Annotated in this window: 26 protein-coding genes; 5 read left to right on the top strand and 21 right to left on the bottom strand. The window is 42.6% G+C overall.

Annotated elements, in window-relative coordinates; all coding sequences use genetic code 11:
* Positions 1-241: 241 nt before the first annotated feature.
* The 4 genes from PGR14_RS03175 to pcrA form a co-directional block, all read right to left on the bottom strand.
* Positions 242-1,237 carry an ROK family protein gene (locus PGR14_RS03175; RefSeq protein ID WP_173699083.1) on the bottom strand — a complete coding sequence of 332 codons (996 nt, stop codon included), beginning with the start codon at positions 1,235-1,237 and terminating at the stop codon, positions 242-244.
* A 323-nt stretch (positions 1,238-1,560) separates the two neighbouring features.
* A complete protein-coding gene (gene rlmD, locus PGR14_RS03170; RefSeq protein WP_270222964.1) occupies positions 1,561-2,925 on the bottom strand; it encodes a 23S rRNA (uracil(1939)-C(5))-methyltransferase RlmD in 1,365 nt (454 codons plus the stop codon).
* A 70-nt stretch (positions 2,926-2,995) separates the two neighbouring features.
* Positions 2,996-3,238 (bottom strand): DUF4366 domain-containing protein, encoded by a 243-nt coding sequence (locus PGR14_RS03165; protein ID WP_270223027.1) that lies wholly within the window; start codon positions 3,236-3,238, stop codon positions 2,996-2,998.
* A 145-nt stretch (positions 3,239-3,383) separates the two neighbouring features.
* Entirely contained in the window at positions 3,384-5,621 is a 2,238-nt protein-coding gene (pcrA, locus tag PGR14_RS03160; RefSeq protein WP_177999243.1) for a DNA helicase PcrA, read from the bottom strand.
* A gap of 257 nt (positions 5,622-5,878) precedes the next feature.
* Here pcrA and PGR14_RS03155 point away from each other — a divergent pair, with 257 nt between their 5' ends.
* A complete protein-coding gene (locus PGR14_RS03155) occupies positions 5,879-6,187 on the top strand; it encodes a YerC/YecD family TrpR-related protein (RefSeq protein ID WP_022220320.1) in 309 nt (102 codons plus the stop codon).
* A 124-nt stretch (positions 6,188-6,311) separates the two neighbouring features.
* Here PGR14_RS03155 and PGR14_RS03150 read toward each other — a convergent pair whose 3' ends face one another.
* Together PGR14_RS03150 and PGR14_RS03145 are read right to left on the bottom strand one after the other, a co-directional pair.
* Positions 6,312-6,914 (bottom strand): DUF1836 domain-containing protein, encoded by a 603-nt coding sequence (locus PGR14_RS03150; RefSeq protein WP_195370827.1) that lies wholly within the window; start codon positions 6,912-6,914, stop codon positions 6,312-6,314.
* 106 nt (positions 6,915-7,020) lie between these two features.
* On the bottom strand, positions 7,021-7,761 hold the full coding sequence (locus tag PGR14_RS03145) for a phosphatase (protein WP_270222963.1): 741 nt from the start codon (positions 7,759-7,761) through the stop codon (positions 7,021-7,023).
* A gap of 201 nt (positions 7,762-7,962) precedes the next feature.
* On the opposite strand from PGR14_RS03145, the gene PGR14_RS03140 reads away from it, so the two are divergent.
* Positions 7,963-9,753 carry a glycoside hydrolase family 2 protein gene (locus tag PGR14_RS03140; protein ID WP_270222962.1) on the top strand — a complete coding sequence of 597 codons (1,791 nt, stop codon included), beginning with the start codon at positions 7,963-7,965 and terminating at the stop codon, positions 9,751-9,753.
* A gap of 607 nt (positions 9,754-10,360) precedes the next feature.
* On the opposite strand, the gene glgB is transcribed toward PGR14_RS03140, so the two are convergent.
* From glgB to PGR14_RS03110, 6 genes are all read right to left on the bottom strand, one after another.
* On the bottom strand, positions 10,361-12,145 hold the full coding sequence (gene glgB, locus PGR14_RS03135; protein ID WP_270222961.1) for a 1,4-alpha-glucan branching protein GlgB: 1,785 nt from the start codon (positions 12,143-12,145) through the stop codon (positions 10,361-10,363).
* Between the two features lie 19 nt (positions 12,146-12,164).
* On the bottom strand, positions 12,165-13,760 hold the full coding sequence (locus tag PGR14_RS03130) for an ABC1 kinase family protein (protein WP_022220317.1): 1,596 nt from the start codon (positions 13,758-13,760) through the stop codon (positions 12,165-12,167).
* Entirely contained in the window at positions 13,753-14,196 is a 444-nt protein-coding gene (locus PGR14_RS03125) for a phasin family protein (protein WP_270222960.1), read from the bottom strand. Before PGR14_RS03125 ends, PGR14_RS03130 begins: the two co-directional genes overlap by 8 nt.
* 33 nt (positions 14,197-14,229) lie before the next feature.
* Positions 14,230-14,607 carry a diacylglycerol kinase family protein gene (locus PGR14_RS03120; protein WP_008369472.1) on the bottom strand — a complete coding sequence of 126 codons (378 nt, stop codon included), beginning with the start codon at positions 14,605-14,607 and terminating at the stop codon, positions 14,230-14,232.
* A 290-nt stretch (positions 14,608-14,897) separates the two neighbouring features.
* Positions 14,898-15,155 (bottom strand): hypothetical protein, encoded by a 258-nt coding sequence (locus PGR14_RS03115; protein ID WP_055262273.1) that lies wholly within the window; start codon positions 15,153-15,155, stop codon positions 14,898-14,900.
* A 97-nt stretch (positions 15,156-15,252) separates the two neighbouring features.
* The gene (locus tag PGR14_RS03110) at positions 15,253-16,593 is read right to left on the bottom strand and encodes an MATE family efflux transporter (RefSeq protein ID WP_008369476.1); all 1,341 of its coding nucleotides are present in this window, start codon (positions 16,591-16,593) and stop codon (positions 15,253-15,255) included.
* 302 nt (positions 16,594-16,895) lie between these two features.
* Between PGR14_RS03110 and PGR14_RS03105 the strand changes: the two genes are divergently transcribed.
* Positions 16,896-17,105 carry a hypothetical protein gene (locus tag PGR14_RS03105; RefSeq protein ID WP_270222959.1) on the top strand — a complete coding sequence of 70 codons (210 nt, stop codon included), beginning with the start codon at positions 16,896-16,898 and terminating at the stop codon, positions 17,103-17,105.
* A 77-nt stretch (positions 17,106-17,182) separates the two neighbouring features.
* Here the strand turns inward: PGR14_RS03105 and PGR14_RS03100 are convergent, their stop codons facing one another.
* The 6 genes from PGR14_RS03100 to PGR14_RS03075 form a co-directional block, all read right to left on the bottom strand.
* The gene (locus tag PGR14_RS03100) at positions 17,183-17,443 is read right to left on the bottom strand and encodes a hypothetical protein (protein ID WP_243272612.1); all 261 of its coding nucleotides are present in this window, start codon (positions 17,441-17,443) and stop codon (positions 17,183-17,185) included.
* Positions 17,444-17,474: 31 nt separating this feature from the next.
* Complete coding sequence (locus PGR14_RS03095; RefSeq protein WP_008369481.1) at positions 17,475-17,735, bottom strand: hypothetical protein; 261 nt, start codon at positions 17,733-17,735, stop codon at positions 17,475-17,477.
* A 128-nt stretch (positions 17,736-17,863) separates the two neighbouring features.
* Positions 17,864-18,820 (bottom strand): ketopantoate reductase family protein, encoded by a 957-nt coding sequence (locus tag PGR14_RS03090; RefSeq protein WP_270222958.1) that lies wholly within the window; start codon positions 18,818-18,820, stop codon positions 17,864-17,866.
* 175 nt (positions 18,821-18,995) lie between these two features.
* A complete protein-coding gene (locus PGR14_RS03085) occupies positions 18,996-19,364 on the bottom strand; it encodes a VOC family protein (protein ID WP_173686233.1) in 369 nt (122 codons plus the stop codon).
* A gap of 60 nt (positions 19,365-19,424) precedes the next feature.
* On the bottom strand, positions 19,425-19,973 hold the full coding sequence (locus PGR14_RS03080) for an alpha/beta family hydrolase (protein WP_055249293.1): 549 nt from the start codon (positions 19,971-19,973) through the stop codon (positions 19,425-19,427).
* Positions 19,974-19,987: 14 nt separating this feature from the next.
* Complete coding sequence (locus tag PGR14_RS03075; RefSeq protein ID WP_117558887.1) at positions 19,988-20,365, bottom strand: SdpI family protein; 378 nt, start codon at positions 20,363-20,365, stop codon at positions 19,988-19,990.
* A 128-nt stretch (positions 20,366-20,493) separates the two neighbouring features.
* Between PGR14_RS03075 and PGR14_RS03070 the strand changes: the two genes are divergently transcribed.
* The gene (locus tag PGR14_RS03070) at positions 20,494-20,793 is read left to right on the top strand and encodes a hypothetical protein (RefSeq protein WP_243272611.1); all 300 of its coding nucleotides are present in this window, start codon (positions 20,494-20,496) and stop codon (positions 20,791-20,793) included.
* Between the two features lie 121 nt (positions 20,794-20,914).
* Positions 20,915-21,976 (top strand): ABC transporter substrate-binding protein, encoded by a 1,062-nt coding sequence (locus PGR14_RS03065; protein WP_055249297.1) that lies wholly within the window; start codon positions 20,915-20,917, stop codon positions 21,974-21,976.
* Between the two features lie 78 nt (positions 21,977-22,054).
* On the opposite strand, the gene PGR14_RS03060 is transcribed toward PGR14_RS03065, so the two are convergent.
* From PGR14_RS03060 to PGR14_RS03050, 3 genes are all read right to left on the bottom strand, one after another.
* Complete coding sequence (locus tag PGR14_RS03060; RefSeq protein WP_270223026.1) at positions 22,055-22,759, bottom strand: DUF975 family protein; 705 nt, start codon at positions 22,757-22,759, stop codon at positions 22,055-22,057.
* 79 nt (positions 22,760-22,838) lie between these two features.
* Positions 22,839-24,662: an ABC-F family ATP-binding cassette domain-containing protein gene (locus tag PGR14_RS03055; protein WP_055157738.1), complete on the bottom strand. Its 1,824-nt coding sequence runs from the start codon at positions 24,660-24,662 to the stop codon at positions 22,839-22,841.
* Between the two features lie 287 nt (positions 24,663-24,949).
* Positions 24,950-26,332 carry an NCS2 family permease gene (locus PGR14_RS03050; RefSeq protein ID WP_173686199.1) on the bottom strand — a complete coding sequence of 461 codons (1,383 nt, stop codon included), beginning with the start codon at positions 26,330-26,332 and terminating at the stop codon, positions 24,950-24,952.
* Positions 26,333-26,551: the final 219 nt, after the last annotated feature.

Here is a 26,551-nt window from a genome sequence, read left to right as displayed (position 1 = left end):
TATATTTTTCACAATTAACACGCAAAAAAACGGAAAGAAAACCGTAGTTACTGTTTTCTTTCCGTTTTTTACTATAATATCTTTTTTTAATTTTACACAACTTCTCGTTTTTCACACATATAAAGCGGACATCCGGATTCGCTTTGCAACCTGTCAGTGGGAGCTTTTAACTCCAACAGACTAAACATCCCCTTACCCTACGCACCAGATGCGGTGTACTGCTTATCTTCGTTCAAAAAATTTACAATTCTACCATATGTTTTGTAAAAAAGTATTTCGCGGCTCCAACAGCCGACGCTTCTTTCTTATACGAACAATTTTTCAAGTATGAAACATCATGCTCAAAGCCATTATATGCCATCACTTTTTCTCCCAGTGGTATCATATAATCTGACAATACACCTCCCACATCACCTCCTAGTATGATATCCATATCATATGCCATCCGCAGATTTGATATCAAAACAGCAAGATGATCCAGATACTCATTCCATATCTGCAAATTTTTTTCATCACCACTTTCAATTTTTTCCATAAATGCATCCAGTGACTGCCTGTTATCTTGTGTCAGTACACTTGCAGCACAATATGCATCTGCACATCCTGATTTACCACAATAACACTTTCTTCCACCGGGAACGAGTATCATGTGACCAAACTCCCCTGCTTTCTGGTTTTGCCCTCGAAACAGCTTTCCATCTATGCAGAATGCACCTCCTAAGGTGTGGTTTAAAGACAGATATATCGCATTTGGATACTTTTGCTTTTTTTCTGCAAGCATTGCAGCATTAGCATCGTTTTCAAAATATACTGGAATTTCCAGAGCCTGCTCTAAAAAGCGCAGACTATAATTCTCTATACCTAAAGCATGGGATTTTAAAACGATCCGTTCTTTCTGATCAATAATTCCTGGAATCGCCACTCCAATCCCAAGTAGCGTATCCTTCGCTAATTCGCCTTCAAGAAAAGTTTTGACCTTTTGTGCCACCTCTGTACAATAGGATAATTCTGCCGTAAATTTTAAACGGATGCGATCTTTTTTTATAATCTCATCTCCAAGATTTACTAATACCATTTCTATATGATTCGCTGTAATCAAAATTCCCATTGCATGACAGTATGACTTATTAATCCCTATACTTTTTGCCTTCCTTCCACCGGTTGAAGCATATTCCCCAGTTTCTTCCAACACCCTTTTTTCTAACAAGTCATTCACATTTGCTAACACAGTCGGCATACTCAAGTTTAACTCTTTTGCGATTCCCGCCTTGGATGTAACATGATTGTTTAGCACATAATTAATTATTTTTTTTCTTGTTATATTTTTTTTATCTTTATTTTCCGTTTTCTTACCCTCTTTTATTAAATATATTATAAAAGAATTATATGCTTTTTTATTCTTCTTGTAAAGTAATGTTTTATAATAAATCTCCGACAGAATTTATCTTATAAACAGCCAAAAACTCCCGAAGGAGCTTTCCATGCTTTAGATATACACCAATTCTTTTAACACAATCTCTTCTGCAATATTACGAATACCATTTACCAATCTGCCAGCTTTTATCCTAGTTTGGACAATAAAACACAAGTTTCTATATGATAAGTGCCCGGAAAAAGATCCACACACCCAATCCGTTCTACCTGATATCCTCTTCCCTGCAGAAGCTCCAGATCTCTTGCCAGGCTGGTCGGCTTGCAGGCAATATAAACCATTCTTTCCACACCAAAATCAATGATCTTTTCCAGTGCTTTCGGATGCACACCATCTCTTGGTGGATCCAATACGATCAGATCCGGTACTTCACCCAGATCATCGATTACTTTCAACACATCTCCAGCCCAGAAGGTACAGTTATCGAGTCCATTTAAAGCAGCATTTTCTTTTGCAGCCTCTACAGCCTCTTCAACGATCTCCACACCTACTACTTTTTTTGCCACTGGTGCAAGGATCTGTGCAATCGTTCCGGTTCCACTGTAGAGATCAAAGATTACCTTATCTTTCGTCTCACCGATATAAGATCTTGCTGCCTCATAAAGCACTTCCGCGCCAAGGGAATTAGTCTGGAAGAAAGAAAATGGTGTGATCTTGAACTTCAGTCCCAGAAGTTCCTCATAGAAATAATCCTGTCCATATAAAATTTTGGTTCCTTCATCTTTTACCACATCCGCAAGGCTGTTGTTGGTTGTATGAAGAATTCCGGCAAGCTTCCCATCATAAGAAAGACCGGTAAGCTTTTCCACCAGTCTGGCTTCATCTAGCCGTGCCTCCGATGTTGTTACCAGATCAATCAGAATTTCTCCGGTGCGAACTGCCTTTCTCACAAGAAGATGACGGAAAAATCCAGTATGGCGCATTCTGTGATAATACGGAAGACCTGTATCTGTCGCAAACTCCAGAACAGCCTTTATAATTCGTCTGAAATCCTCATCCACAATCTTGCATTCTGTAACATTTACAATATCGTGAAAGCTGCCTCTTTTATGCATGCCAAGTGCAAGAGGTCCGTCCTTATATTCGTCTCCAAAAGAAAATTCCATTTTATTGCGATATGCCTCTCTGACCGGGCTTTCTTTAACACCCTCCCAGATATAATCACCATCAACCGCCGCATCCATCATCGCATGGATCTGCGCTTCCTTCATCTCCACCTGCTTTTCATACGGCAGATTCTGATAAGTGCATCCGCCACAGACTCCAAAATGCGGACATGCCGGCTGACATTCTTCCGGTGAATGCTCCAGAATTTCCAGAAGCCGTCCCTCTGCCTGACCTTTTCGTATCTTATTCACCGCGAAACGCACCTTTTGTTCCGGAACGGTATTCTTCACGATCACTTTTTTTTCTTCGTCCTCTACCACGGCAAATCCTTTATTCGGGAAATCTACCCTTTCTATATATCCTTCTAATATCTGTCCTTTTTTCATCTATCTATATACCCTCACATAGAAAAGGCAGGAATATTTGACAATTCCTGCCTTCGCTGCTTTCTTAATATTACTGTACTTCATCTTCATCACTGAAGAAATCATTGTCGAAATCATCGTCAAAATCTTCTTCAAAGTCTTCCAGATAATCCGGAGTAAAGAAACAATATACTGCATATGCAATTGCTGCAACTGCTGCTACCGCACCGATAATTGCAAGAATCCAGAGAATAGTTGTCTTCTGATCATCATCTTTCTTATGCATCATATCGTTGAGTTTCGTTGTTGCAAGTAATTCTTCGATTCTGTTCATCTCCATACACGCCCTTTCTGCCGTCACTCTCTGCTTCGGCTCACTCATTGTTTATAGTTAGTATACCACAAATCCATGCATAATTTCCACCATATTGCACAGATTTTACGAAAAAGAATGTGTTTCTTAGGCACATAGTGCAATTTTAGTCAATTTTCTGCAGTTTTGCAAACATGGCAAACATCTTCTTCGTGCCCGCCGTATCAAAGTCCACAGTCACTTCATAGTCTCGTCCGCCTTCTGTGATCTGTGTCACCAGGCCTTCCCCAAACTTAATATGACGCACTCTGTCCCCCACATCATATCCCGGACCTTTTCCCTTGGTCACAGTAAACTGCTGTGCAGGCTTTGTCGCTGCGAACGCTTTTGTCGCAAATGCCTGCTTTGCCTGACGGTAAGCGGATACCTTTGGTTCCTCCTCTGTCTGCTCTTTTTTGAACAGGGCACCGGTAGAAAGCAGACTCAGCGGAATCTCTTTTAAGAATCTGGACATCTTATTATACTGTGTCTCACCGTGTACCATCCGTCGTCTTGCACAGGTCAGCGTCAGATTCTCCTTTGCACGGGTAATTCCCACATAGCAGAGTCTTCTCTCTTCTTCCAGCTCTGCCGGATCATCTGCCGTGATCGTCATATAGCTTGGGAAAATCCCATCTTCCAGGCCGGCGAGATAGACGTGTGGAAATTCCAGGCCTTTCGCACTATGTAAAGTCATCAGCACCACATAGTCCGTCTCCTCATCAAGACTGTCGATATCTGCAACCAATGCCACTTGCTCTAAAAAACCGGAAAGTGTCGATTTTTCATCTTCTGCTTCACAGGACTCCTCGTATGCAACAATTTTATTCCGGAGCTCTTCAATATTTTCCAGACGGCTTTCTGCTTCTTCATCAGAATCTGCCTGCAGTTCTTCTACATATCCAGTTGCATCGATAATCTCATCCATCAATTCCGCTACACTCATGCGTTCGCCTTCGGCTTTAAAATGTTCAATCAGGGCTGCAAAGGATTCGATTTTGCCAAGCGCACGTCCGATTCCCGGAACCGATCCTGCAGCCAGGATTGCTTCATAGAAACTGATCTCCCGTTCCGTTGCATAATCCTGCACCCTTCCGATGGTTGTCAGTCCGATTCCCCTCTTCGGTACATTGATGATCCTCCGTACTGCCAGATCATCTTTTCCATTATCTACTGTTTTTAAATATGCCAGCAGATCCTTTATTTCGCGTCTTGCATAGAAGTTTACTCCACCAACGATCTTATACGGAACATTGGATACCACCATCTTTTCCTCGAATATACGTGACTGCGCATTGGTTCTGTATAAAATAGCGAAATCCTTATATTCTCTTTTTCCACTGTTCACCTTGTCTTTGATATCACTGACAATATAATCCGCCTCATCGTAAGCAGAATCAAACTGACGGAACTGAATCTTCTCACCCTCACCATTCTCGGTCCAGAGCGACTTCTCTTTTCGTCCTGTATTGTGACGGATCACTTCATTTGCGGCGTTCAGGATTGTGGATGTGGAACGGTAATTCTGTTCCAGCTTGATCACTTTCGCATTCGGATATTCTTTTTCAAAATTCAGGATATTCATGATATTCGCACCCCTGAATTTGTAGATCGACTGGTCGTCATCACCAACTACACACAGATTCTGATACTTACCGGCAAGAAGGCTTACCAGCTTAAACTGTACCGTATTCGTATCCTGATACTCATCCACCATGATATAACGGAATCTTTCCTGATAATACTCCAGCACGTCCGGCTGTGTCTGAAGAAGCTGTACCGTCTTTAAAAGCAGATCGTCAAAATCGAGTGCATTGTTAGCTTTCAGCTGCTTTTCATACTCGGTATAAACCTGTGCAATCTTCTTTTTCGCCCAATCCCCTTCCGCACGAAGTGTCATCTCTTCCGGTGTGACAAGCTCATCTTTTGCAGAAGAAATCGCACTAAGAAGCGACCGTTCCTTAAACATTTTCGTATCAATCTGCAAATATTTACACACATCCTTGATCAGTGTCTTCTGATCATCTGCATCATAAATCGTAAAATTTGTATCATACCCGAGCCGGTCAATATATCTGCGCAGGATCCGCACACACATTGAATGGAAGGTGCTCACCCAGATACTCTCCGAACCGAATCCAACAATCTGATCCACTCTCTCACGCATCTCCCCGGCTGCCTTGTTCGTAAATGTGATCGCCAGGATATTCCATGGGTTCACACCTATCTGATCGATCAGCCAGGCAATCCTGTGTGTAAGGACACGTGTCTTACCGGATCCTGCTCCGGCAAGGATCAGAAGCGGGCCCTCTGTATGGAAAACAGCCTCCTGCTGTCTGTCATTTAATGTATCATAAATACTCATATTTTTGTTCCTCTTTCTTCTCCTCTCTCGAGGCTCTATTGCATCATTATATTATAAAAAAAGTGGGGTGTCAAAGAATCTCTCGTCCCTATTTTTCGTCGTAAAAATAGAAAAATCCAGCTCCTTTTTTCTTATCTGTAAAATTTTGCAAAATATCTGGACTTTAAAATTTTAATGTGCTAATATGTCATTGTATGAATGAGTGGGGCAGTTTATGTCACACTCTTATTGATTATTTGTCATGGAGGGATAATATAATGAGTAGAAAAATCAGAACAGAAGCGGTCGATTCTTTATTTGATGCCGTTCTCAGTCTGAAAAGCAGAGAAGAATGCTACACATTCTTTGAAGATGTCTGCACGATCAATGAGCTTTTATCGCTTTCACAGCGTTTTGAAGTAGCTAAGATGCTACGTGATCAGAAAACATACCTGGAGATTGCAGAAAAGACTGGTGCTTCCACAGCAACAATCAGCCGCGTAAACCGCTCTCTTAATTATGGTAATGATGGATACGATATGGTATTTGAGAGACTTCAGGCAGGGGCTGAAGAATCCGAATCTTAATTTTACAGACACCGGCAGGAGTTGGTAGTAACAGCTATTGCCAAACACATAATAGCAAAAAGGAACGAATTTCAAAATCTGAAATCCGTTCCTTTTTTTATTCTTCTTAAAAAAGCTAACGCTTTTATTTTTTCTTATCCGGCTTTGGAAGTTCGTCCACCATTTTTTCAATCAGTTGCTTTTTCACATACACATCAAAACTGAGATTACAGATAAAGGCAAACTTCTGAAGCTGTTCTCTTTCTTCATCATCCACACATACAAAAGAATGCTCAGCAGTCTCATACGCCTTACGAATACTATCCTGCAACTCTCCGATCCTGCTTTTTTCCATCTTACAGACTTCTTCATAGATACTTTCCATGTCAAATTCCGAATCCACAGCAAAATATTTGTCTGTCAGTGGCTTTAACAAAATCTCAATATCTTTGATTGAGAGCAGGTTCTTAAAATAATAGACAAAAATTAAAACCAGAAGGTGCTCTTTGGAATACTTTTTCTTGTTCGGAGGCGGAAGCAGATTGTTTTTCGCATAATTATTGATCATCGTTTTCGTCAGGATCTTATCATCCTCATAACGCTTCGTCGAACTGAGCTGTTCCTCCATAAAAGTTGTTACCTGATCCATATATAAATCTATATTCGGAATATCTACCGGATGAATATAATCAATTCCGCCGACACTTTCCAGGATACTGTTTAATAAATCTTCCGTATTTATCGTCATTCTTTTTCACCTCAATATAGATATTATATAGTATTAAAAACTAGATATCAAGTCTTTTCTCTATCTTTCATCCAGGCTTTTTTAACGTAAGTGACGTATTAACAATTCACTTTTTCTGTTTCCACATATTCCGTTTATACCGAATACATGATCTCAGAAGCTCTGCAGAAGTATTAACGATCAGTTCTTTCGGAAAATGACTCTCCTCGATCACCGGAAGCGCATAACTGTAATCTGCAAGATCTACATCCATATGTGCGTCGCTTCCCATCGTAACCGGAACTTCGTATTTCTTACAGTATTCCAGCATTTTTAAATCATTTTTCCTGGTATCCACGCGGAATCCGCCAGGTCTTAACGAACCGTTATTTACCTCCAGAATGGTTCCTGTCTCTTTTGCTTTTTTGGCCAGCTGTTCATAATCCACCGGATATCTTCCGTCATCCGGATGTCCAATAATATGAATCAGCGGATTCTCCATTGCCGCAAGGTATGCCGCCGTGATTGCCTCTTCCGTCCGCTCGCCTTTATAACAAGGTCCATGAATACTTGCAATTGCAATATCCATCTGACAAAGTGTACTCTCCGGAAGGTCAACCTCTCCCTTTTCATTCATAATATTCAGTTCCACACCCATGAACAGTCTCACGCCGTACATTTCACGCGGTACGATATGCAGATTCTGGAAATAGAACTCATGACAGGTTCCCGGCATCTGCGGTGCATGTTCAGTCAGTGCAAATGCCTCCAGTCCTTTCTCTTTCGCCATCTGTGCCATCTCACGTATCGTATTGTATGCATGTCCGCTGACAATGGTATGTGCATGTGTATCTAAAACTATTTTCATCGGTCTTTCCTCCTGCCTGCTCTTTGTCTGTGTTCTCACAGCTCATCTTTTCTTATATTCTTATGATAAACTGATTCTTTCTTTTTTACAATCCGTTTTTCCCCACTGTTTTCATTTCTAAAATTTCTATAAAATGTGCGGTGTTTTTGTTGTCACATGGTACAATAGACTATAAGAATATTTAACGAAAGAGGTTTTTTTATGAATCTTTTAGCAGCACTTGCAAGTGTACGGATCTTTCCCAGAAAAGCTTCCCATCAGACACTGACTACCCGTTGGGGAAAAGCTCTTGATCCGCAGCACATACTGGAAGAATATCCACGTCCGCAAATGATCCGCGATCAATATATCAACCTGAATGGAGAATGGAATTACACAGTTCTTTCAAAAAAAAATACCATAACCAAAGAAGGAACTCTTCTCGTTCCTTTTTCTCCGGAAGCCCCTCTTTCCGGTGCCGGTTTCCAGTTAAAGCCGCACGAAAAAATGCTCTGTGAGCGCCTGCTGTCGGTCAAGTGCCTTCCTTCCGACGGATCCCGGTGCATCTTGCATTTTGGTGCAGTCGATCAGTATGCGAAAGTTCTGGTAAATGGAAAAGTAGTTGTCTCACATATCGGCGGATATCTTCCATTTTCTGCTGATATCACAGATGCTCTGCAGGTGGGTTGCAACACTCTGACTGTACACATTGAAGACCGTTCCGACACTTCTTATCACAGTGTTGGAAAACAGAAATTAAAGCGTGGCGGAATGTTCTACACCGCCCAGAGTGGAATCTGGCAAACAGTATGGATGGAATGGGTTCCGGCTGTCTATGTCAAAAAACTGGAACTCACCCCTCTATATGAAAAAGAGACGGTACACGTATCCCTTCTTTTAAATCATCCGATTTCCGGATGCAGCGATGCCGAAGCGGTTGTCTGTCACGTCAGAGACATGGACGGTCGCCTGATTTCCAAAGGGATCTGCACCAATCAGTCTGACTCTCTTTGCTGTTACTCCTGCTACTGTGACGTCAACAATATGCATCCCTGGAATCCTGATGATCCTTATCTTTATACAATTGAGATACAGGCAGGCGAAGATAAAGTCACCGGCTATTTTGCAATGCGTACCTTTACCATCGAACCGGATAAAAAAGGACTTCCCCGCTTCTGCCTGAACCATGAACCACTTTTTCTGAATGGAGTCCTGGATCAGGGATACTGGCCGGACGGGCTTTACACTGCACCATCTGATGAAGCGCTGATCTATGATATCCAGACCATGAAAAATCTCGGCTTCAACATGATCCGTAAGCATGTAAAAGTCGAGACTGCAAGATGGTATTATCATTGCGACCGCCTTGGAATGATCGTCTGGCAGGACATGGTAAACGGTGGCACCTACAATGCTCCGTTCATGACCTGGCTGCCTGCACTCTTTCCAAAATTCAAGCTTCACACCAGTGACCGGATTCATCCTCTCTTCGGCAGGAAAAATGTACATGGCAGAGAAGAATTCATCCGTGAATGCAAAGAAACTGTCACTGCCCTAAAAGCATTCCCATGCATCAGCACCTGGGTAATCTTCAATGAAGGCTGGGGACAGTTTGATTCAAAAAAGCTCACTGCCTTATTCCGCGAACTGGATGACACCCGGCTCATCGATTCCGCCAGTGGCTGGTTTGACAGACGGCAGGGAGATTTCAAAAGTGAACATAACTACTTTGCAAAGCAGTTCGTAACTCCATCTGACCGCGCTTTCGTCATCTCCGAATACGGAGGCTACACCTGCCCGGTTAAAGGACATACCTGCTCCGGCAAGACATACGGATATAAAATCTGCTCTTCACAGGAAGAATTCCAGGCAGCCTATCATAAACTTATGTCTGAAGAAATCACCCCCCTCAAAGAACAGGGATTGTGCGGAGCAGTATATACACAACTCTCCGACATCGAAGATGAAATAAACGGGCTGATGACTTACGACAGGGAGGTTTGTAAGTTGTAGGTGGTTGACAAAGTTACGCACCCATGGATTCGGATTCACCCCCGCTCGCGCTTAGTCCGCAAACGTAGCGGATACTAAGTTCGATGATGTCTGACGACATCCTCTCACTAAGTACCGACGTTTCCGATGGGGTTCATTCCGAATGCATGGGTGCTTGCGTTTGTCGCTCCAGTACAAGTTGTGCGGAGGCGCTTCGCTGCCGCACTGGGAAAATACTATTTTAATTTCAGTGGGATAGGTTGCTCAGGAACGTAAACTTTATACCTTATCAATATACCTCCAGTACTTCTGCAAATCCATTGCCACCACTTCCCGTCAGACACCACATCCAGGCGATGCGCAGCGGATGCCGTCCCCCCTGGTATTAGTTTTTTGTGCGCTTAGTATGGTGCCGTCTTCCCCCCTTCGCCGATGCGGTTCTGGTGTCATAGCACAGCCCGGGGCAGAACGATAATTCTGCTGGCGGGCCCTCAAAAAACGCCGGCACTTAGTGAGGGGATAACGCTTGCGGTATCACCGAACTTAGTACCGCTGCGTTTTTTGCGGAGCGAAAGCGCGCCCGAAAGCAGAAATATCGTTCTGCCCCGGGCGTCCCTTTCCCCACCACCTAACTCATCAGCAAAATCCCCGAAAACGGCGGCAGGTCCAGCGTCACATGCGTCCCTTTTTTTGCTTTTGCCGGCAATGTCTTTTTCTTTTTTGTATTTCCTCCATATTCATCCCAGTCCGTATCCAGTATCACACTGAGTTTTCCTTCTTCTTCGGTATCCAGTTCGTAATCTTCCTGTTCTTCGTCTGAGAAGTTGAATATCGCGATAAAATTCTTATTTTTTCCTTTTCTTTTGATCGCATAGATACAGCGTTCTTCCTGATGGCAGTCCAGCCATTTAAAATTCTCCGGATCATAATCATGCCAGAATGCATCATTTTCCTGACCGATACGGTTCAGTTCGATCATATAACGGTGAAATGCATCATGGAGCGGATATTTTAGGATATCCCAGTCCTGCTCGCGGCTTTCATCCCACTCGCGAAGCTGACCGAATTCATTTCCCATGAAATTCAGCTTCTTACCAGGATGCGCCATCATATACAGGTACATAGCTCTTGCCTGCGGGAACTTATCCTCATATTCTCCGTTCATCTTCTGGAGAATCGTTGCCTTTCCATGTACCACTTCGTCATGACAGTATTCCAACAAAAAATGCTCATTATAATAATACATCATCGAGAATGTCAGCTTATGATAATCTCTGCTTCTGTATTCTGGTGCACTCTGGAAATATTCCAGTGTATCGTGCATGAAGCCAAGATCCCACTTGTAATCAAAACCAAGTCCTCCCTGGTCAATCGGTTTGGTAACACCTGGAAAATTGGTGGAATCTTCTGCGATCAGCATGGCTGTCGGATGAAGGGACTTTAGTCCCTGGTTCATCACCTTCAGAAAATCCAGTGTCGTCCCGTTAACACCTCTGGCCTCGTCACCCTGCCAGTAGATCAGACGGCTGACTGCATCCATACGGATTCCGTCAAAATGGAACTCACTCAGCCAGTAATTTGCTGCCGACTGTAAGAAACATCGTACTTCCCCTCTGGAATGCATGAAATTACAGCTTCCCCATTCGCTTTCACCTACTGCCGCATTTGGATATTCATACAGACAGGTTCCGTCAAATTCTTTCAAGCCATAATAATCGACTGCAAAATGTACCGGAACAAAATCCATGATCACACCAATTCCTGCCTGGTGACACTCATCCACAAATTTTTTCAGCTCATCCGGTGTTCCATAACGTGCGGTCGGCGCAAAAAATCCGGTATTCTGATATCCCCAGGATCCGTCAAAAGGATGCTCGGAAAGTGGCATCATCTCAATATGAGTATAATGATTCTTTTTTACATAAGGAATCAGAAGCTTTGCAAGCTCAATATAAGTATACCAGTCGGTCTGCCCTTCTCCTTTTTTTCTCCAGGATCCTGCATGGATCTCGTAGATATTGACCGGACTGTCAAATCCGACTGTCCGGTTCTTCATCCATTTTTCATCCTTAAATTTATAACTATAAAGATCCGTTAAGATTGAGCAATCTCCTGGTCTTAATTCCATCTGGAAGCCATATGGATCACAGTGCTCTACCCTTCCTCCATTTGCTGTGTAAATGCAGTACTTATACAGCTGACCAGTCTTCGCCGGAATCGGCTCTGACACATATACACCGCTCTGTCCCTCCTGATACATCGGGATCTCTGTCCAGTTACTGAACTCTCCAAATACGCACACTCCTTTTGCCGATGGTGCAAACACACGGAAAATAAAATTTTCACCCTCTTTATGCGCTCCAAAATAACGATATACATCAAAAAGATGCCCTGTATAAAACTCCTTCCGCATCTCTTTTCCCCCTGTTTATTTATTTTTTTGAAAAGATATGTTTGATAAAAACATACATTACAATGGCAAATGCCATCAGATATCCAAACGCACCGATTGCCGGAATCCCCCACAACCTTGGCTGCATATTGGTTGTACAGATAATGCTGGAACTGATCAGAAGTGCCATCACCCACAGTCCCATTACAATATTCCGCACCAACCTCCTGAGCAACCCGGAAAGTTCATCCGAAGTATGAAGATCCAGATTGACTCTGGTCTGTCCTTTCATGTGACCCTGCAGGATGTCTGCTGCAAGGGAAGGAATATCCATTGCCTTGTGAAGAGAACGATACAGTCTTTTTGCATCATTCTTTATCTCTTTTTTCCACTGTTCCTTCGTCAGAAAGCTCTCCTTCATCCGTGCCGCCGCAATCTCAACCATGTTGATCTGCGGACTGATCTCGGCAAGCACACCTTCCATATTGGCGAGTCCTCTTGCAAGCATAGTAAGTCCATGAGGCATGGAAATTTTATTTTCCTTCATAACTTCCATCAGATCCTGCATAACTTCCGCAATATCGATATCACCCATATCAATCGTTCCATATTTTGCCATCAGATTATTGATATCTTCATACAGCTTGCTCTGATCCGGCTTTCCGCGGAACTCGCCAAGTGCCATCACCGCTTCCTGGATCAGACCGATGTCATTCTCTGCCACACCTTTGACTGCATTACTGATCTGTTCCCGGTCACGCTCGGTAAGTCTTCCCATCATTCCCATATCGATCCAGACAATCTTTCCATCACGGATACGCACATTGCCCGGATGCGGATCAGCATGAAAAAAACCATCCTCCATAACCTGGCGAATGTAATTATCTACAAGCTTTGTTCCAATCTCATTCAAATCATAGCCATTTGCCAGCAGATTTTCTTTATCGTTGATTGCAAATCCATCAATATATTCCATCACTAGCACATGGTTGGTCGTATATTCGCGATAGAGCCGAGGCGTTGTAACAAAAGCCACATCCTGATTGCGTTGGGCAAATTCTTCCATACTGGCTGCCTCCAGAAGAAAATTCATCTCCTGCTGGGTGACAGTCCAGAGCTCGTCCAGAACCATGTTAATATCCACCATGTCCTTGATCGTACCTGGCGGGACCAGCTTTGCCGCTTTGTGGAGCAGACTGATATCTCTGGACATTACCTTATAGATGCCCTGCCTCTGAACTTTGACGACAACGTCTTCCCCAGTCTTCAGAACCGCCCGGTGGACCTGTGCGATCGATGCTGATCCCAGTGGATGCACATCAATGCTCTGGAACACTTCGTTCCACTCATAACCGTAGGACTTGCGGATCACTTCTGCTACCTGTTCAAATGGCATCGGTGTCACCTCGGAATGAAGCCGCATCAGTTCTTCACAATAGCTTTTCGGAAGAATATCGGAATGCAGTGACATGATCTGACCAAGCTTAATATAAGTCGGCCCCAGATCCTCCAGGATCAGCCGGAGCTTTTCCGGGGTAAGTCCACCGGTAATCCCATGTTTTCTGAGGACTGCTGTCATCTCCCGCAGTCTGGAACCATATTTATTTGACTCTTTTGGCTGGTTTTTGTTACTCATTCATGTCCTCGTTGCCAGATTCGATTGCTTCAACTTCTTTTGCTGCTTCCTCTGCCGTCTCTGTTTCAACAGTTTCAGCCGTCTCTCCTGCCTGTTCTACAGCTTCTTCTACTTTTTCTGTTTCTTCTTCAGAAACTGCTGCTTCACGCTCATAAATTCTTTCTTTGAGCTGTTCAATCTGCTCCGGTGTCATCTTATCAAGCAGCTCGTCCAGTTCTTCCGGTGAAGATGTCTTAACAGAAACATTGACATTTTCTTTTACAGTCTTCTTGATATTGTGGCGAAGTTCCTGATTCAGAACTTTTCCCTGTTCTACAGCTGCTTCTCCACGTTCTGCCATCTTATCCAGAACCTCTTTTGACTTTTCTACAGTTACTGCTGCTGTACCAATCCCTGCAAGTAATACTTTCTTAACTCCATCTCCTAAACTTCCCATAACGTCTATCTCCTTTCACAATTTCAATCTGCTTTAAAACCCAAGGAATGTAAGCCCCTTTGGCAGAAAAATAATAATCCCGGCGATCGCTGCCATAATTGCTGCGATCAGAACCGCACCTGCTGCTGTATCTTTTGCAATCTTTGCAAGTGGCTTCCGCTCTTCCGTCACCAGATCGACCACCGCTTCTACTGCGGTATTGACCAGCTCCAGCGCCATGATAAGCCCAAAAAGTGTCAGGCAGATGCACCATTCCAGCGATGAGATCTTCAATATCACTCCGGCAATCACTACCAGAATCGCTGCCGCACAGTGAATCTTCATATTCCGCTCTTTTTTGATACAGGTACCAATCCCTTCAAATGCGTATCCAAAACTTTTATAGAGCGGATCTTTCTTCTGACTGTCCATATTTCATCACCTGCTTCTTATTATTGTCTTTATTTTACCAAATCAGCTCTATAATAACCAGTCTTTTCCGTATTTTCTTTCTATACAATCTGTAAAAATTGTAAATTTGTATTTGTATGATGTAAGAATCAAAATTCACTTTTGACATTCACATCATTTAATGTTGTGGCAAAAGGTATTTTGACCCCTTTGATACCAGATTGCGACGTGCTTTGCACTCTCGCAATCCTCATCATTTGTATTGAAAAAAGCGGAAATACCATTTCTGATATTTCCGCTTCTCTGTCTGTTTATTTTATCTCTAATTCATCCATCGTTGTTTCCGCATTCATTGCAAAAAGTACACCTCCGAGGAATCCCGGGAAAACAATCGCATATCCTGCAAATATGATCAGCCAGGATATTCCTTTTAACACCACCAGACTGACAACTCCCCAAAGTGCTGCACCTATAACCCCACACAATAATGCATTCGTCAGCAGAAACCATCCTGTCATACTCTTTTTTCCATATTTTTTATTCTTCCAGAAATCCCACAGCTTTCTCATTTTACATCTTCCTTTCCAAATTCCTTACCTTTAACAGAATCTTAACAAAGGTATGTAAAATCCAAAGGATCTGCCATGTAAAATCTATGTAAGAATTTCAAATCACCTGATGCTTCAGCCACTTTCTGCTGTGGAATCTCCACGAAAAAATAATCCCACGGAGTGTCCAGTCTGAAAACATTCCGATCCACACGCCCATCGCTCCGACACCAACTATCCGAATCATAAATACGCTGAGGCAAAAACGGCACAGCCACATCGTCGTGCAAGATGTGAGCATTGAAAATTTCACATCCCCGGCTGCGCGCATACCATAGCCCGGGATAAATGCCATAATCCATACCAATGGCTTTACAATCGTGATCCACATCGTCATATGGATACACATATCCGCACTTTCTTTTTCCATACCACCAAGGATCGTGATCGGTTTTGTCAGCACAAATACACTCAGACAGCTGATGATCAGAATCACTTCCGCAATCATACAAAGCTTTTTGATATAGTAAACCGCTTCATCTTTTCTGCCAGCCCCAATACACTGTCCAACAATCGTCATCAACCCAACGCCAACTCCGATTGCTGCAATTCCATTCAGATTTTCCAGAATACTCGTCATTGCCTGTGCCGCGATTGCCACTGTGCCGAGCGTTGATACGGAGGACTGAATCGCAAGCTTTCCAAGCTGGAACATACTGTTCTCTACCCCTGACGGGATACCGATACTTAGAATTCTCCGGATCATCCGGAAATCTGGACGGATTTTCAGATAATCACGCACCACGATCGGCTGCCTGTCCTGACGCAGCTGGGCCAGAACTACAACTGCACAGAAAACACGTGAAATCAGAGTTGCAAGTGCTGCCCCTGCAACACCCATATGAAATCCCCAGATCAGCATTGCATTTCCTGCAATGTTCATCACATTGGATATCATGGAAATGAGCATCGGACCTTTCGTATTATCCTGTGCCCTGAAAATCGATGCTGCCGAATCATAAGCTGCGATAAACGGAAAGGACAGTGCCGTGTAGAAGAAATAAATTTCCGACGCACGCATGACCTCCGCCTCCACTGATCCAAAGATCAGACGCAGCATCGGCTTTTGGAAAACAAGACAGATCAGGCTGATCACAACCGAAATTGCCGTAATAATAAACAGCACCTGCCTTGCGGATTCATTTGCCCGCTTCACATTCTTCTGTCCGATATACTGTGCACAGACGATCGCACCTCCTGCCGCCAGCGCAGAAAACGCCTGGATCACCAGCACATTGATCGAATCCACCAGCGATACTGCTGAAATCGCCGCAGATCCCACATTGCTTACCATCATTGTGTCCGCTGTTCCCATGATGGAGTTCAGAAGCTGTTCCAGAACGACCGGTATCAGAAGATCTGCAATCATTTTATTTGTGAACATATGCTTTTGTTCCATTTTCTTTTAACTCCCTTTTTTCTCTGCTTCTCTCTTATTTCATTCCTGATTTCAAATAATTTCAAAAAAATCCCTTTGCTATTATGGTCTTCTTAAACTCAGAATGCAAGTATTTTTTTGCCCTGATGCGTTTAACAGACGGCTTTCTTTCTATCTCACATAGTTTTCAAACCCAAATGAGGCAGAAACCGTTTTTTTCATACATACTTTCTACCTATCAGCACATACTTATCTTATCCTGCCGGCAGTTTTTAAGATTTTCACTTTTTTCTGCCTGTGCCATATCAGATAAGGAGGTCCCCATGAAAAAAGAAAAACATTCTGATATTTCATCCCGCAAAAAATCCAATCAGAAGATCATCGATTCCTACGATTATCTGTCTAATGCAGCATCTGCGCAGGACTGCACCGGTCTGATCCCTGTCGGTCCCACAAACAGAGCTGAGCTGGAATCCTACGAAGAAGTCTATCATTATCGGCCGCCAAAAATTGATCCGAAGAAATGTGAGTGACTTCTATCAACCAAATAAGGAACGGTTTCGCTCTTTTTGTTCGAAACCGTTCCTTATATTTACGCTGGTAACTACTACTATAACATGAAAAAGCATAGAACATCCTTTGTCTCATTTTCTACAAAAATCATCCCGGTAAATTTCTGGTATCCTTCTTTTTTCGCCATCTCCAAAGAAACCCGCAGGCGCTCGATTTCCCGGCTGCGCAGCTTTTCAAAATGTTCGATCGTATCTTTTCCTTCATAGCAATAGCCCTTTGTTCCAACCAGGGCATATTCGCCATAAGAATAAAAATTATTCTGGAGAAATTCCAGACGTTCGGAAAACATTTCCTTCATTTGCACCAAGATAAACGGTAATCTTCATCTTCTATTCCTCATCAAAATCTACTTCAAATACGCCTTCCGGTGTCTTCATGGTCAGGATTCCAAGATTAAAATCATCATCCTGAATCGTGATATGATATTCAAACACGACATCATCATCAAATTTGGAAAGTAAAATATATTCTCCATTTTCCTTTCCTTCAATCTGATCACAGATATCATCGTATACATCCTCTCCGGAAATCAGTCTCGGATATCCGGATGATTTGATTTTCTTTTCAATTGCTTCATATAATTCGTTCATGCTTTCTCTCTCTTTCTTTTTTTCATTTTATGTTGTTCTTTTTACGAGAATCTGATCTTACATCTCGTCCCGAAATCGCACATTTTAATTTATGCTGATTTCTGCATAACATACCCGCTCTATATTTTCTATTTTGACCAGGTCAGTTCTTCCTTCCCGGTATAATCAAATTTACCATCGTTTTTCTCTTCCAGCGCCTTGATCATATGATAGGTGTATTCATTATACGGCATCGGGATTCCAAGCTCTTTTCCCATCCGAACAAGCGCGCCGGAGAACATATCGATTTCCGTGTGGCATCCGGCATCCAGATCCTGCAAGGTGGAATATCTGGCTGACGGTGGGACCGCACTTCCTCGTCCGGACGAGCTTTCGGTCTTGCTCATATCGATTCCTTTTGCCTGTGCGACTGCTTCCAGCTCTCTTTTTAATCCGTCACTGATTGCTTTCATGTGCACGCTGTCACGGTAACATCCAACGCCTGCTCCCAGAATCGCCTGCGGCAGATTGCTGCACACATTCAGGCAAAACTTGCACCAGATCTCTTCCTGAATATACTCTGTGGAGCGGAAATGAATCCCGGTATCTGCAAATAACTCTTCCACTGCTTTCACCCGCTCGCTGTCGAACGGCGCGAACGGTTCTCCGAAAATGATTCCAAGTGTGGTCGGTGGATCAAAATGATAACCGTCTTCCTCTTTATGTGAAGCCACTTTGATCAGTGCCGGTAACACATGCTCCATTCCCACTGTTCTGCCAATGATTTCTTCGCTGTCAATACCGTTCATCAGACTCATGATCGCCGTATGCTCGCCTGTTGCTTTTTGTATACTCTCCAAAGCACCTTCCAGTGAACCGTATTTCAAAGCAACCACCATCAGATCCACGTCATGTGCCTCATCCGGAGTCCACACTTCCGGATGGTAAGTCTTGCCATTGATCGCACATCCGTTCTTTTTCAAACGTTCTGCTCTTTCTCCTTCAGCGATTACTCCAAGCCGGATATCTGATTTTTCAGAAAGACCCCAGATCACATAAGAGCCTACTGCTCCCGCACCTAAAACTGCAACTGATTTTATCTTCATCTTCTCTCACCTCGTAAATTTTCTATTTTTCAACCTTTCGGAGTACCCTTGCCGGATTGCCGACGATTCCCGTCTTTTTCAATAAAATTCCAAAAACCATGACAAACGCCAGAGATGCTGCACGTAAAAGTACCGCTGCCATTTTGTTGTCCTCCTGATGTATGTTATTTTCTCTTTATCCCCGCATCGGTGTCCTGACTTCAATCAAATTGCCATCCAGATCATAAAAACGGATCACTTTCTGTCCCCAGCTGTACATCATCAGCCTGGTGACATATTTGGTTTCCGGATACAGTTTTTCTAATTTTTCAGTAAATGCTTCAATATTCCGCTCTTCAAAATAAAGTTCACAGGAATTATTCTCCGGGACAACTTCTTTTCCTGTAACATCCTTCCAGACTTTTTCGTCCTGTAAAACAAGTCCTTCTGTCAGAATAACGTTTCCATCATTGTCCAGAATGATATCCAGACCAAACAGATCATGATAGAATTTCTTTGATTTTTCAATGTCTTTTACGACAATCAGGATATTCCTTAATCTCATCTTCTCCTCCACAACCTGATTTTTTTACTCTATCAGTTTTTTCTGATCTTCCTGAAATAGCTACCGCAAATACTTCTGTGTCTTTTCCATTACGTTTTTCAGGATATCAATGTTTTGTAAAATATTTTCTTTTTCCAATGAATGATTGGCATCCTCATACACATAAATCGGAACTGCCTGATTCTTTGAACATGCAATTACTTTTTTTACATCGCTCCACGGATCCGCAGTTCCAATAAATGCAATTGCATCATCATGTTCAAACATAAAAGTCTGTTCAAGCGGGGTATACAAAATCTGGCAGCATTTTATCTTATATTTCTCAGCATAAGCGGATGCAATAATGGTTCCTACGCTTTTGGAAATAAATAAAACTTCACTGTACTCGTCAAATGCGATTTCTTCAAGCTTCTTTTCTGCCTGCGCATACAAGCACTCAAATGCCTCTTGCATTTTCTTTTTATCGCCGCGTATATTTTTGCCATTATAGGAATACTCCTGCATGACTATCTTTTCATATCCATATTCCTGAACCAGTTTTCTTGCATAGTACAAAAGTGGCTTATCACAATGATAACCAATTCCTGGGAAAAATACTGCTATTTTCATGGCATCCTCCTGATTTATCTTTTATTTCCATATTTATCAAAATTTTTTCTGAGTGCAATCTCCGTCGGTATGATCGAACCCACCAGTGGAATCATCTGAAATACACACAGAATTCCCCCGACATTTCCTATGGCATCATTAGACTTTCCCATAACCAGAAGTAACACAATTAAAGATACCACCAAAAGAATAAGTCCACAGATATACCAGATCTTTCCGCAATAATGATGTGCAAATACCCAGGTGTCCTGATTCTTCATTGACATTGATGTTCTGTAACCAAACACATAATTGATCTGATCCGGTGCTTTTTTCAAAAACATTTTTCCGAAGCCGATCATTGTAAACGGAATCAGTAAATCCATTATAAGCATAAAAATCCAGAATCCCATAACCGCACCTCCATTATTTTATCTTTTTTCAGTTTTTCTCAGATACACACACCCCAAATGTCTTATGTTTCAGTTTACTCTCTTGGGACAAATTAATCAACAAACCGTTTTCGGTTCTTGTGCATTTTGTGGTAAAAAAGAAACTGGAAATTTGTGCAAATGCTGGTGAATTCGGTTCTCTATGCAAATCAATTTTTAAGGCAGGACTCGCTCCTTTCGGACTTGCTCTGACTCCTAATATTTCACTGGTGATCATCAACCTGATATTGCAGGGCGTAGGTGATGGAAGTCAGCCACTTATGAGCAAATATTATGGTGAAAAAAGGACAAATGACTTAGCCGAAGCGAAACATATGGCTTATACTTTTGCTATTATTTATCTGCCATATTACTCGGATAAATTATATGATAAAATAAGGGACTTTTAGTTGCAGGTTGTTCTGGAGTTTCAAAATCTTCAGCGGAGAGCGATTGGCTATCAGATAAAAACACCAATTTCACATTTTTTGCATATCTTAAATGAGAATGTTATACCACCCAGGAGGACTTATGAAAAAAAATTTTATATCCTTACTTTTTGTTTCTGCTATAACTGTCGGCCTTTTATCAGCTTGCAGCTCTGCACCTGCCGATGATAATGCTACGAATCCTAAAGCTGAAACCGTCACTTCCCAAGCCAGTCATGACACCAATTCTTCTCCTGTCTCTGTGACACTGAACGAAGTCGCCCATTCTATCTTCTATGCCCCGCAATACGTTGCGATTGAAAATGGGTATTTTGCTGATGAAGGAATTAATTTGACTCTTGTTACTGGTTTTGGGGCGGATAAAGTTATGACCGCCGTCCTCTCCGGTGAGGCAGATATTGGCTTTATGGGAAGTGAATCTTCGATTTATACTTACCAGGAGGGTGCAAATGATGTCATCAAAAACTTCGCGCAGCTTACGCAGCGCGCCGGAAACTTTCTGGTCGCACGTGAAGAAATGCCGGATTTTTCATGGGATGATCTGAAAGGAAAAGACGTTCTTGGCGGAAGAAAAGGTGGCATGCCGGAAATGGTCTTTGAATACATTTTGAAAAAAAACGGAATTAATCCACAGAAGGATCTTTCTATCAACCAGAGTATTGATTTCGGTTCAACCGCTGCTGCATTTTCCGGTGGGCAGGCAGACTATACCATCGAATTTGAACCGAGCGCTACTGCCCTTGAAGCGGAAAATTCCGGTTATGTCGTTGCTTCTCTCGGCGTTGATTCCGGCTATGTCCCATACACCGCCTATAGTGCCAAAACAAGTTATCTGAATGCTAATCCGAACATCATTCAGAAATTCACCAATGCCCTGCAAAAAGGAATGGATTTCGTTCAGTCCCACACTCCGGAAGAGATTGCAAAAGTCATTGCACCACAGTTCAAGGAAACCGATCTCGCTACAATTACAACCATTGTCAGCCGTTACTACGAACAAGACACCTGGAAATCGGATCTGATTTTCAACGAAGAAAGCTTCAATCTGCTGCAGGATATTCTGGAAAACTCCGGTGAGCTGAAAGAGCGTGTTCCTTATGAAGAACTAGTTACGACTACCTTTGCGGAGAAGGCCGCCCACTAAATAAAAGCGCAGACGCTTCATTTTAAGCCAGCGTCTGCGCTCTATTCTTATATTTTAAAATTTATCCTTCTGAAACTCTTACCGGATATATCCCTCCTGATAAGCCTTCTGCTTATTGAATGTGTACATCTCCGCAAAGGATGCCTGTACATACGGATTTACATAAAAAATCGCAAGAAGTCCACAGGTAACCGCACTCAGCAGATACCATCCAAGGAATGACAAATCCATGATAAATGCTTCCATTTTTTCTCCATCCATCATCTGTTTACTGATCTGGAATGCTTCTTTGTAATCCATTGCCGGATTCTCAGCAATAATATATGGTACCATCAGATATTCATAATGCTTAACGATTCCAGGTACCACCAAAAGCAGACTCCAAAGTGCAGTAAATAAATCTCTTAAAAACATGGTAAGAACAATATTAACATAATGTCCGGAACGGAAACCGTCAAGCAATGTTCCGATTCCCGGCTGTGCAGTCTGGTTCAGGATAAAGAACCGGTATCCACCCATTTTCAGGAGATTACCTACAAATACTTTTGCCACAAGGACAATCAGTATTACTACCGTTGCGATTCCTGCAAGCAATCCGGTAATCATTCCCACATTAAATAAATTTCCACTATATATATCTGAATTCTCACTTACCCGTCTTGCACTGGATTCGCCAGAGACTGTGCCAAAGATTCCCATCAGAAGCGCAACTACAACGGCTGACACATAATTCTTCTTAAATGCTATATTGCCTCTCATTTTAAGTTCTGCTCTATTCCACATCATATACCTCTCCTCCTTCGAATACATTGATATGATTCTCACTACCTATACTTTATCATCTGTAAATCTGTCAATCACTTTACTGATTTTCTATCTGCTCAGCAAGATCATTCAAATACACCCATCTGTCCATCTTTTCTTCCAGTGTTGTCTCTGTTTCTTCTTTCTCTTTCATAAGTTCGGACAACTTCACGGAATTGGTGGCATTCTTAACCATCTCCCGATCCAGCTTTTCGATCTTCTCTTCCAGCTTTGCGATATCCTCATCGATCGTCTCGTATTCCCGCTGTTCTTTATAAGAAAATTTCAGCTTTTTTTCCCGCTGCTTCCAGGTCTTTTTGCTGTCAGACTCACCGGTCTGTGCAGAAGCTGCATCTGACATATTTTCTGCAATTGTCTGTCCGTCTTTCGGTTTTTCAAGCTCCACACGGATCAGATAATCGGAGTATCCACCTTCCGACTGACGGATTTTCCCACCTCCATTAAATGCAAAAATACGACTGACAGTACGATCCAGGAAGTACCGGTCATGGGATACAATCAGAATAATACCATCAAAATGATCCAGATAATCCTCCAGGATTGTCAGCGTCTGGATATCCAGATCATTGGTTGGCTCATCCAGGATCAGTACATTTGGTGCTTCCATCAAAACACGTAGTAGATAAAGTCTCCGTTTCTCGCCTCCGGATAACTTTTCAATCCGTGACCACTGCATTGCCCCGTCAAAAAGAAATCGTTCCAGCATCTGGGACGCGGTAATCTTCCCGTCAGAAGTTGCAATGTACTCACCTGCTTCTTTTACATAATCAATGACACGCTCGGATTCATCCATATATTCATTCTCCTGCGAGAAATAGCCAATCTTGATTGTCTGTCCAATTTCAATAGTTCCGACATCCGGTTTTATGATCCCGTTGATAATCTTGAGCAGCGTCGATTTTCCACATCCATTATGTCCAATAATTCCGATTCGGTCTTTCTTCAGAAAAATATAAGAGAAATCTTCGATCAGCTTCTTTTCTCCATAAGATTTGCAGATTCCGGAAAGTTCGATTGTTTTATTCCCCATACGGGAAGCCACAGAATCCAGCATTACTCGCTTTTCTTCCTGAATATCTTTCATTTCCTGCATAGCATGAATCCGGTCAATATGCGCTTTCTGTTTGGTACTTCTCGCCCTTGCGCCGCGGTGTAGCCATTCCAGCTCCGTACGCAAAAGGCTTTTTCTCTTACGTTCTGTGGCAAGCTCCATGTTCTGACGCTCGGCTTTCAGACGCACAAACTCGGAATAATTGCCTGGATAGTTATATAATTTCCCATGATCAACTTCCACGATACGATTTACCACACGGTCCAGGAAATAACGGTCATGCGTAACCATCAGGATCGCTCCCCGGAACTGGATCAGATATTCTTCCAGCCATTCGGACATCTCATTGTCCAAATGGTTCGTCGGTTCGTCAAGGACCAGAATGTCTGCCGGTGTTAAAAGTGCCCGGACAAGTGCCACCCTTTTCTTCTGTCCACCGGACATATGCTCAATCTTTTCATCATAATCGGTAAATCCAAGCTGATTCAGCATAGACTTTGCTTCTGCCTCGATCGTCCAGCGGTTCAGCTCATCATAATTTCCTTCTGTTGCCGCGCGAAGAATTGTTGTTCCTGCTTCAAATACCGGCGTCTGCGGAAGATAGCAGATCTTCACCTGATTCCCCATGCTGATCGTTCCGGCATCACTTTCTTCGATTCCGGCAACGATTTTCAGCAAAGTGGATTTACCCATTCCGTTGACTCCGATCACACCGATTTTTTCATTTTTATTGATTCCAAATCCCACATCATCCAGAAGCACACGATCCGTATAGGCTTTGGATACATGTTCCATTGTCAGTAAATTCATATATTTTCCCCTGTGATTCCCTGTTTTGTCTTTTTCCATTATAGCAATTTGTACGGGTGCTAGTCAATCCAAAGTATCTCACCCGGCACCGATTCTGACACGCAAAAAGCACAGAATCCTATCCGTTACCGGACAGTCCCTGTGCTTTCACATATCCCCATATTCTTTTTATCTTATGATGTGAGTGTCAAAAATAAATTTTGCCGCTCACTGGTGTAATCAGATTGCTCCATTGCTCAACAAGCTTGCATCGGCTTTCTGACCTTTTTGACCCTGGTATCATCATCTTATAAGAAAATATATTTCAGGATAAACAGTATCACCAGTACATACATCAGTACACTGATCTTCTTTTCTTTTGCTTTTCCTGTAAGTACGTTGATTACTACATAAGAAATCACTCCCATGGAAATACCTTCTGAAATACTGTAGCAGAATGGCATTGCCGCGATACAGATAAAGCACGGAATTCCTTCGCTATAATCACTGAAGTTAATTCCTGCCACATTGCTCAGCATATAGAAGCCGACGATGATCAGTGCCGGAGCTGTCGCAAAGGACGGAATTGCAAGAAAGATTGGTGATAAGAAAAGGGAAATTCCAAACAGGATCGCTGTTGTCAGGGATGTTAAACCTGTACGTCCTCCTTCTGTTACACCAGAAGCACTCTCTACGAATGTTGTTGTTGTAGAAGTTCCGAGTACTGCTCCAACTGTAGTTGCAACTGCATCTGCCATCAGTGCCCCTTTAATTCTCGGAAGCTTTCCGTCTTTGTCAAGCATGCCTGCCTTTGTAGATACACCGATCAGAGTTCCGAGTGTATCAAAAAGATCTACGAAAAGGAATGCAAATACTACAACAACGAATTCCAGTGAAAATACATTCTTAAAATCAAGCTTTCCAAATACCGGTGCAAGGCTTGGAATTGCAAGTCCGGAACTGAAATCCGGAAGCAGACTGTAGAATCCGATCTCCGGATTCGGTACATAAAGACCTGCTATCTGGCAGATGATTCCAAGTATCCATGTGATCAAAATACCCCAGAGGATATTTCCTTTGATGTTCTTAATCACCATGATTGCTGTAATCAGCACACCTATGATTGCAAGAAGTACAGTAATTCCAACGTTATTGAAGCTTGCTTCCACTCCATTTGCCTGATTATATGCATCTACGGAGAAGAGCTGTACCAGAGTAGATCCTCCGACAACGATATTGGCATTCTGAAGTCCAAGAAATGCAATAAATAATCCGATACCAACGCTGACTGCTGTCTTAAGACAAGTTGGGATCGCATTGAAGATCGCTTCTCTGACATTCGTCAGGGAAAGAATAATGAAAATAATACCCTCTGCAAATACTGCAGTCAGTGCAGTCTGCCATGAGTAGTTCATACCGATTACTACAGTATAAGCAAAGTAAGCATTCAGTCCCATACCAGGTGCAAGTGCAAATGGATAATTTGCGAATACTGCCATACACAGCGTACCGATCAGTGATGCAAGTGCTGTTGCAGTAAAGACTGCCCCCTGATCCATACCCGCTGCGGAAAGAATGCTTGGATTGACTGCCAGGATATACGCCATCGTCATAAATGTCGTAATACCTGCAAGAATCTCAGTTTTGACATCGGTGTGATTTTCTTTAAGCTTAAACACCTTTTTCAACATATTGTTTTCCTCCTGCTGTCTGTCTCGGATATTCCCTCTCACTCCTTAAAATATCCTCGTACAATTTTCTTGTAGCAGAGAATATTTTAGCAAAAAGAAGAGAGAAAGTAAACACATTACTTTCTCTCTGATTTCTAACTCTTGTTCGCTATTACTGTTCATAGTAGCTGTATACCGCAACTATTTGCTCTCTCTAATCTTCTTTCTGAGCGGAAGTAC

Origin of the sequence: Coprococcus sp. AF99-45 (assembly GCF_027663865.1) — a bacterium.
GTDB lineage: Bacteria > Bacillota > Clostridia > Lachnospirales > Lachnospiraceae > Allocoprococcus > Allocoprococcus comes.
The sequence above is the reverse complement of the archived record's forward strand: the minus strand, read 5'-3'. Positions and strand labels throughout refer to the sequence as shown.

Coding starts and splice junctions, on each gene's coding strand:
- PGR14_RS03080 (WP_055249293.1), bottom strand. CDS start 19,973: ATGAAAATAGCAGTATTTTTCCCAGGAATTGGTTATCATTGTGATAAG.
- PGR14_RS03115 (WP_055262273.1), bottom strand. CDS start 15,155: ATGAGAAAGCTGTGGGATTTCTGGAAGAATAAAAAATATGGAAAAAAG.
- PGR14_RS03155 (WP_022220320.1), top strand. CDS start 5,879: ATGAGTAGAAAAATCAGAACAGAAGCGGTCGATTCTTTATTTGATGCC.
- PGR14_RS03105 (WP_270222959.1), top strand. CDS start 16,896: ATGAAAAAAGAAAAACATTCTGATATTTCATCCCGCAAAAAATCCAAT.
- PGR14_RS03050 (WP_173686199.1), bottom strand. CDS start 26,332: ATGTTGAAAAAGGTGTTTAAGCTTAAAGAAAATCACACCGATGTCAAA.
- PGR14_RS03085 (WP_173686233.1), bottom strand. CDS start 19,364: ATGAGATTAAGGAATATCCTGATTGTCGTAAAAGACATTGAAAAATCA.
- PGR14_RS03100 (WP_243272612.1), bottom strand. CDS start 17,443: ATGAAGGAAATGTTTTCCGAACGTCTGGAATTTCTCCAGAATAATTTT.
- pcrA (WP_177999243.1), bottom strand. CDS start 5,621: ATGAGTATTTATGATACATTAAATGACAGACAGCAGGAGGCTGTTTTC.
- PGR14_RS03140 (WP_270222962.1), top strand. CDS start 7,963: ATGAATCTTTTAGCAGCACTTGCAAGTGTACGGATCTTTCCCAGAAAA.
- PGR14_RS03065 (WP_055249297.1), top strand. CDS start 20,915: ATGAAAAAAAATTTTATATCCTTACTTTTTGTTTCTGCTATAACTGTC.
- PGR14_RS03055 (WP_055157738.1), bottom strand. CDS start 24,662: ATGAATTTACTGACAATGGAACATGTATCCAAAGCCTATACGGATCGT.
- PGR14_RS03110 (WP_008369476.1), bottom strand. CDS start 16,593: ATGGAACAAAAGCATATGTTCACAAATAAAATGATTGCAGATCTTCTG.
- PGR14_RS03130 (WP_022220317.1), bottom strand. CDS start 13,760: ATGAGTAACAAAAACCAGCCAAAAGAGTCAAATAAATATGGTTCCAGA.
- PGR14_RS03165 (WP_270223027.1), bottom strand. CDS start 3,238: ATGAACAGAATCGAAGAATTACTTGCAACAACGAAACTCAACGATATG.
- rlmD (WP_270222964.1), bottom strand. CDS start 2,925: ATGAAAAAAGGACAGATATTAGAAGGATATATAGAAAGGGTAGATTTC.
- PGR14_RS03125 (WP_270222960.1), bottom strand. CDS start 14,196: ATGGGAAGTTTAGGAGATGGAGTTAAGAAAGTATTACTTGCAGGGATT.
- PGR14_RS03095 (WP_008369481.1), bottom strand. CDS start 17,735: ATGAACGAATTATATGAAGCAATTGAAAAGAAAATCAAATCATCCGGA.
- PGR14_RS03175 (WP_173699083.1), bottom strand. CDS start 1,237: ATGCCGACTGTGTTAGCAAATGTGAATGACTTGTTAGAAAAAAGGGTG.
- PGR14_RS03145 (WP_270222963.1), bottom strand. CDS start 7,761: ATGAAAATAGTTTTAGATACACATGCACATACCATTGTCAGCGGACAT.
- PGR14_RS03150 (WP_195370827.1), bottom strand. CDS start 6,914: ATGACGATAAATACGGAAGATTTATTAAACAGTATCCTGGAAAGTGTC.
- glgB (WP_270222961.1), bottom strand. CDS start 12,145: ATGCGGAAGGAGTTTTATACAGGGCATCTTTTTGATGTATATCGTTAT.
- PGR14_RS03090 (WP_270222958.1), bottom strand. CDS start 18,820: ATGAAGATAAAATCAGTTGCAGTTTTAGGTGCGGGAGCAGTAGGCTCT.
- PGR14_RS03120 (WP_008369472.1), bottom strand. CDS start 14,607: ATGGACAGTCAGAAGAAAGATCCGCTCTATAAAAGTTTTGGATACGCA.
- PGR14_RS03060 (WP_270223026.1), bottom strand. CDS start 22,759: ATGTGGAATAGAGCAGAACTTAAAATGAGAGGCAATATAGCATTTAAG.
- PGR14_RS03075 (WP_117558887.1), bottom strand. CDS start 20,365: ATGGGATTCTGGATTTTTATGCTTATAATGGATTTACTGATTCCGTTT.